Here is a 6,691-nt window from a genome sequence, read left to right on the forward strand (position 1 = left end):
TTAGGGTTTAAAACGCCTATGCAGGCGTTCTATAATATTAATTAGCGTTGCACTTGGTGTGTTAATCTAAGTAATTAAAGGTTCTTACTCTAATAGCATGATAATGAATGCTACTATATTTGAAAGACTATCAACAAATCCTAAGTATATCCTGGGGTGGGAGTTTGCATGCGTATTGTAGTTTGTGATGATGAGCCACTAGCGCGTGAGCGTTTGGTTAGAATCGTACAGGAGTCAGGTCATCAAGTGGTTGCGCAAGCGACAACAGGCGCAGAAGCCATTATCGCTGTAAAAACCGAGCAGCCTGATATTATATTGTTGGACATTCGCATGCCTGAGATGGATGGTGTGCGCTGTGCCCAAGAGCTTGCTCAACTTGAGCATCCACCAGCGATTATATTTGTGACAGCTTACGATCATTATGCGATTGCTGCCCTAAAAGCTAACGCCATTGGTTATTTATTGAAGCCTGCAAACAAAGACGAGTTGTTAGAGGCGTTAGATAAAGCAAAAAATTTAAACGCGGCGCAATTAAATGAAATACGTAAGCTTGAAAACCCAACGGCGCGGCCAGTGCGTGAACATATCGCTGCTCGCACTCACCGCGGTGTAGAGCTGATTAAACTCAAAGATATCTATTATTTTACTGCCGATCAAAAGTATGTCAAAGTACGCCACAAAGACGGCATTGTGCTCATCGATGAAACGCTAAAAGAGCTTGAACAAGAGTTTGAAGACCGTCTATTCCGTGTGCATCGCAATGCGATTATCAATCTAAGTTTCTTGGATTTTTTAGAGACCTTAGATGCGGGACAATATCAAATTCGCTTTAAAGGCATTGAGGAGACATTAGCCGTTAGCCGTCGTCACTTGCCAGCGTTACGCGATAAGATTCAAAGCATGTAACGCGCTGTTTTTATAGCGCAATAATCATCCCATATCATCGCACCCTTATTTATGCTTAAATAGGGGTATTTTTTTGCGTCAGCATGAGCCATAAATGAATTATATCGCCCCTCTTTTATGGCAAGCCGTCAGTCGTGTTTCGTGCTGAGCCTTTAGCACTGACGCTATAGGCACTACCATCATAGTATCAAATTTATAATAATATTGACTTTACCGAGGCCCTTTATGAGCAATCCGCAGCAATCCGCATTGACTACTTTAAATATTGCAACGCGCCAGAGCCCTTTGGCACTATGGCAAGCTGAGCACATTCGTGACCGTCTACTAGAGATGTATCCTGAGTTGACGATTAACTTGCTAAAAATTGTCACTAAAGGTGACAAGATTTTGGACACCCCATTGGCTAAAATCGGTGGTAAGGGTTTGTTTGTCAAAGAGCTTGAGCAAGCACTATATAGTAAGCAGGCAGATATCGCAGTGCACTCCTTAAAAGACGTACCGATGCAGCTCCCTGAAGGGTTGACGCTTGGTGTGTATTGCAAACGCGCCTCACCAACCGATGCTTTCGTCTCTAACACCTACAATAATATCGATGAGTTGCCTCAAGGTGCGGTGGTTGGCACCTCAAGTTTGCGTCGTCAGTGTCAAATAAAAGCCTATCGCCCAGACCTACAAATCAAAACTTTACGTGGTAACGTCGGTACGCGCTTGGGTAAGTTGGATGCTGGCGAGTATGATGCAATTATTTTAGCGACCAGTGGTTTGCAGCGTATCGAGCTGGATGAGCGGATTCGCGGTGAGCTTGATATCAATGCCTGCTTGCCTGCAGTTGGACAAGGTGCGCTAGCGATCGAATGTCGTGAGGGTGATGATGAGGTGTTAAAACTACTGGCGCCGCTTAATGACGACAAAGCCCGTATTCGCCTTATCGCTGAGCGTGCGCTAAACCGTCATCTAGAGGGTGGCTGCCAAGTGCCGATTGCCGCTTATGCCGTGTTGCAAATGGCGAATGAAACGAGTACCAATAATGATGACAACGGTGATAATGGTAATAACGACAATGGTAATGTATTGTGGTTACGCGGCCGTGTGGGTCAAGCCGATGGTAGCGAGCTACTAAAATCAGAAAAACGCTTGACGTTAGTTGGTACACAAGATGAGCAAGAAGCGCAGGCCAATCAGCTGGGTATCGATGTCGCAAAAATGCTGCTCGCTGATGGCGCTGGTGCTATCTTGGCAGCAATTTATCATCCTGAATAACGCATAAATGCCTTTAGCTCTTTAATCATAGCCTTAACCATAATAGCCCCTTGTCATTATTGATGCGGGCCTATGGTTAAGCCCATCCTATCAGCCATTTGTCATGGTATGTCTATGTCATCATCAACGTCATCATCAACTCATGTTAAGCCCAGTCATAACAACCAACCGACTGCTCAAGATTCGTTACTACCACCAATAGTCATCAATACTCGCCCAGTGGAGCGTGCAGCCCCTTTGACGCAGTATCTACAAGCAGCACAGCTGACCGTGGTTGAGATGCCAATGTTAGCACTACAGTCGCGACCAACGACTGAGCAAGACATGGTGCTGATGCGTCAATGGCTAGCCGGTGATTATAAGGCGCTGGTTATCGTCAGTCCAACCGCTGCGGCTTCGGGTTTGGCGGTTTGGCAAGCGCTTATAAGTGAGCAGAGTGCGCAAGATAGCATTGATAGTCATCGCTATACAGAAACCAAAGAGGTAAAGGCGCCAAGCCATCTTATTGCAGTGGGTGAAGCGACCGCTGCGGTGTTAAATGATGCCAAAATACAGCCGGCAAGTTACCAAGTACGCCAGCCTAAAGTTGCCAATAATGAAGGGATGCTGGCAATGCCTGAGATTGAGAGTCTACAAGCAGGTGATAAACTGCTGGTATGGCGCGGTTTGGGTGGCAGGCGACTATTGGTCGATACGCTACAGGCGCGTGGTGTGCATATTGATAGTATTGCTTGGTATGAGCGTACCATGCCTGTCGATGCGATGGCGCAATACCAGCAATGGCTACAAGGCTTCTTGACACAAGACATAGCACCATCGAAGCAGTCAAAGCCAATCGTCGTTGTGAGTAGTGGTACGGCTTTTGAGCATTGGGAAAGTGTGGTTAAAACAGTCGCAGAACAGGCTTTAGAAAAAAACTTAGATAGTGATATGCTATCCAGTGTAGCACTGAAACTAACCGATTTTGCGTATGTGGTACTTGGTGAACGCTTGGCCAATATCGTCGCTGAGCAGCAATTGAGCTATTGGCGTGTAGAAGATTTGGCACCAGAAACCATTCTCGCTGCGATCAGCGCCAAACCTTACAACGCTAAAACCTAGCATTTTATACCTGTCCTTCATTGCTGTTGATACGTTCAAACTGACCAATAACGGTACCGCTTTATGTCCATGAATTCTGAGCCTTTATCTGAGGATCCTGCTGCCGTCCAGCAGCGCCGGCAAGCAAATATTTTATTGCTGCGCTTGCAATGGTTGGTTATTTTATTGCTTATAGCCGCTTTATTATGGCTTTATATCAGCCAGCAGCGTTTTCAATATAGTGTCGATGAGCGTTTGCATAGCAATGAACAAGTAGTCAGCCGTCTAAATGAGATGGACGATCGTTTGTTTGCCATGAGCCAGCAGACGTTGCCTGAGCCGATTACCAAAGCCAGTAGCCAAGCGCAAAATCAGCTTGATTTGTTGCGTATTCAAATACAAGCCGTGGATAGATTGTTGGCAGACAATAACGATAGTGCCGCGATTGATTTGTTGCGCGGACTGCATTGGCAACTTTCTCAAAGCGGTAATGAGATATCTCCTGCATTAACCGTGGTTATTAAACAAGGCTTGCTCAAAGACATTGAACGCTTGCAGGCAAGAAGCTCTCAGCCCAGTCCTTGGCAGCTACAAAACCTAGCCATTCAAAATATTCAAGAATTTTTGCACAGCCACGAGCGTGCCATAAATATTAATAGCAGCGAGCAAAAAAAGACGCCAACAACAGTTAAAGCCAACGACGATAATACCAGTCTAAGCCGTAGACAACTGACGATTCACGAAGTTATTATGACACTGAATCTAGCGAGCCAAGCCAGCAATATGCGTGAGCACGACCAACTTATCAGCTATTTGACCCAAGCGCGCAAACAACTACAGACACTAGCGCCAAAGTCATCAGCCAGCAATGATACGTCATCGGCTAGTAATCGCAAAAAGCCAGAGTCAGTCGCATCAACAGCCACCAAAAAAGCAGATAAAAATGCAAAAAATCTGGTAAATAACTTAGCAGTAACGCAAGCCCCCGAGGATATTTCAGAGGTGGTTGATTGGTTGGATCAATTGATTAGCAATGCCCCAAAACCAACGCCATTGCTAACCACTCAGATTTTGGATAAACCTCAGCGCTGATATAGTCATTTCGAAATAAAATCAATACGCTGATGTCACCGTGCGGTTGGTATAAATCTTCCTTGCGTGCTGTGCCTGCGCCGACAGAGGCTGCGAAAAATTCATCCCAACCGCACTGTCTCGTTTTTAATACACTGTATCGTTTTTAAATTGAATCGACTATATAATATAGGATATAAAAGAGGGACGTTATGACTGGTTTAAAAAATAATTCAGGGTCAGCAGCAGAAAGCACAAACAATCTTCGCCCTGATGAATTGGCGCATTATCCCATTATTCATCACCAGCCCATTCATTGGGGTGAAATGGATGCGTTCAATCATCTCAATAACGTGGTCTATTATCGTTACGCTGAGTCAGCACGTATTGGTTATTTACGAGCGCTTGGTATGTTTGATGGCAGCATGGTCACGGTATTGGCACAATCAAGTTGCCAATACTTACGCCCAGTGACCTATCCCGATACGTTATTATTAGGGGTACGCTGTCAGCGCTTAGGTAATACCAGTATAGTCATGGAGTATAGCTATTATAGCTGCGCTCAAGAAACTATAGTCGCGACGGCTGAAGCAGTTATAGTGCGTTTAGAGAGTAATGCTAAGGACAAATTGCCGTGGACAAACGAGGAGCGTGAGCGGTTATTAACTTTAGAAGCAGAAGTGGGTCATACGCCTGAGCTTTAAAGCTGACACCAAACCCAAAAAGTACGATTAGCTGTGTCAAATTCGTTTAGTCTATAGTGCGTAGCACTTGCACTCGTTTGCCTTGCTATTCTAATTTTTGTGAATGGTATAAATATTGAATAAACGAAAAAAGGCACGCTAACATTAAATTAGCGTGCCGTTTCATAAATGATGGATATCGAATCAGACAGTCAATCAAATATTAGTCTTGTTTGGGTGCGTGAACAAAATCGACCACGTTTAGGTCAAAGCCTGATAATGCAAAAAACTTCATTGGCGATGACAACAAGCGCATATCTCGAACCCCTAAATGGCGTAAAATCTGGGCACCAACCCCGATGCTGCGATAAGGTTGCTGGGTAATCGTTGACATCGATTGATTATCAGAAGCTTTATCAAGCGCCTCGCCCAAATCAATCGGCTGATGATTACCAATCCACACCAAAACCCCGCGTTCTGAAGCACTAATTTCTTCTAATGCCAATTGCACGCTCCAGCCACTACGACCTGTCGTGTCATTTTTTGCAGCAAACAAATCACGCAATGGGTGGAAACCATGCACACGTACGGTACTCACGCCTTCGCTCACATCGCCTTTGACCAAGGCTAAATGCGTCTCGTCAGCACCAAACTCACGGAAGCGATGCAGGGTAAAGGTGCCATGCTCAGTCTCAAAAGGACGCGACTCAATCTCTTCTACCGTCTGCTCATTGGCAATACGATAATTGATAAGATCGGCAATCGTACCCATTTTGATACCATGTTCTTTGGCAAATATCTCTAAATCGTCACGGCGCGCCATCGTACCATCAGCATTGATAATTTCGACAATCACCGCTGCTGGCTCAAGGCCTGCCAGTCGAGCCAAATCACAACCCGCTTCGGTATGGCCAGCCCGATGCAGGACGCCGCCGTTTTGTGCCATGATTGGGAAGATATGCCCCGGCTGAACAATGTCTTCAGGTTTGGCCGAAGAGGAAACAGCTGCCTGCACGGTACGCGCGCGATCGGCGGCAGAGATACCGGTGGTGACGCCTTCTGCCGCTTCGATAGACACGGTGAAGTTGGTGCTAAATTTTGCCTCATTGCGGTCTGACATCAGCGGTAATGCCAGCTGCTGGCAACGTGCCTGCGATAAGGTTAAGCAGACCAAACCCCGCGCATGGGTAATCATAAAGTTAATATCTTCTGGGCGCACATGGGTCGCCGCCATGATGATATCGCCTTCGTTTTCGCGGTCTTCATCATCCATCAAGATGACCATTTTACCAGCACGAATGTCTTCTATAATCTCAGGAATCGTATCTAAACTCATAGTAAGTCTCAATGTTTTATTATTATACCCAACCCAAAAAATACGATTAACGATGTCAAACTCGCTTAGTCTACTAAAGGTAGCACTAACACTCGTTTTCCTTGCTACTCAGATTTTTGGGAATGGTACTAATACATATGTGTGATTGGGGATATAAAATGTTATTTGTCTATTGTAGCAGTAGATTGCTCAAAGCGCTGTTGCGGTTAGGCAAAGTGGCTCATGGTCAAAGCAATCTGCTGGCTACTATAAAAATCAAGCACTCAATTGGCTTGTATAGGGGCTGTATAGAATTGGGAAATAGTTGAAAAAAATAAGCAACGCCTTACACTCTTGTTTACCACAACAAAGAGAA

General features: G+C 45.2%; 6 protein-coding genes. 5 read left to right on the forward strand and 1 reads right to left on the reverse strand.

The window, feature by feature from the left end:
* Nucleotides 1-168: 168 nt before the first annotated feature.
* The 5 genes from EI161_RS12800 to EI161_RS12820 all read left to right on the forward strand — a co-directional run bounded on the left by EI161_RS12800 (nt 169) and on the right by EI161_RS12820 (nt 5,021).
* Nucleotides 169-906 carry a LytR/AlgR family response regulator transcription factor gene (locus EI161_RS12800; protein ID WP_192524212.1) on the forward strand — a complete coding sequence of 246 codons (738 nt, stop codon included), beginning with the start codon at nt 169-171 and terminating at the stop codon, nt 904-906.
* A 225-nt stretch (nt 907-1,131) separates the two neighbouring features.
* Nucleotides 1,132-2,166 (forward strand): hydroxymethylbilane synthase, encoded by a 1,035-nt coding sequence (hemC, locus tag EI161_RS12805; protein ID WP_192529723.1) that lies wholly within the window; start codon nt 1,132-1,134, stop codon nt 2,164-2,166.
* Between the two features lie 72 nt (nt 2,167-2,238).
* Nucleotides 2,239-3,267: a uroporphyrinogen-III synthase gene (locus EI161_RS12810; protein ID WP_225735386.1), complete on the forward strand. Its 1,029-nt coding sequence runs from the start codon at nt 2,239-2,241 to the stop codon at nt 3,265-3,267.
* Nucleotides 3,268-3,330: 63 nt separating this feature from the next.
* Nucleotides 3,331-4,338 carry a hypothetical protein gene (locus EI161_RS12815; protein ID WP_192529724.1) on the forward strand — a complete coding sequence of 336 codons (1,008 nt, stop codon included), beginning with the start codon at nt 3,331-3,333 and terminating at the stop codon, nt 4,336-4,338.
* A gap of 191 nt (nt 4,339-4,529) precedes the next feature.
* Nucleotides 4,530-5,021 (forward strand): acyl-CoA thioesterase, encoded by a 492-nt coding sequence (locus EI161_RS12820; protein ID WP_192529725.1) that lies wholly within the window; start codon nt 4,530-4,532, stop codon nt 5,019-5,021.
* A 202-nt stretch (nt 5,022-5,223) separates the two neighbouring features.
* On the opposite strand, the gene ribBA is transcribed toward EI161_RS12820, so the two are convergent.
* Nucleotides 5,224-6,336, reverse strand: coding sequence for a bifunctional 3,4-dihydroxy-2-butanone-4-phosphate synthase/GTP cyclohydrolase II (gene ribBA, locus EI161_RS12825; RefSeq protein ID WP_192529726.1), 1,113 nt, complete (start codon nt 6,334-6,336; stop codon nt 5,224-5,226).
* Nucleotides 6,337-6,691 lie beyond the last annotated feature (355 nt).

The sequence above is a fragment of the Psychrobacter sp. FME5 genome (assembly GCF_014861375.1).
GTDB lineage: Bacteria > Pseudomonadota > Gammaproteobacteria > Pseudomonadales > Moraxellaceae > Psychrobacter.

Bases quoted from the DNA above. Each gene is read 5' to 3' on its own strand.
- EI161_RS12800 (WP_192524212.1), top strand. From the start codon at position 169: ATGCGTATTGTAGTTTGTGATGATGAGCCACTAGCGCGTGAGCGTTTG.
- EI161_RS12810 (WP_225735386.1), top strand. From the start codon at position 2,239: ATGGTTAAGCCCATCCTATCAGCCATTTGTCATGGTATGTCTATGTCA.
- EI161_RS12815 (WP_192529724.1), top strand. From the start codon at position 3,331: ATGTCCATGAATTCTGAGCCTTTATCTGAGGATCCTGCTGCCGTCCAG.
- ribBA (WP_192529726.1), bottom strand. From the start codon at position 6,336: ATGAGTTTAGATACGATTCCTGAGATTATAGAAGACATTCGTGCTGGT.
- hemC (WP_192529723.1), top strand. From the start codon at position 1,132: ATGAGCAATCCGCAGCAATCCGCATTGACTACTTTAAATATTGCAACG.
- EI161_RS12820 (WP_192529725.1), top strand. From the start codon at position 4,530: ATGACTGGTTTAAAAAATAATTCAGGGTCAGCAGCAGAAAGCACAAAC.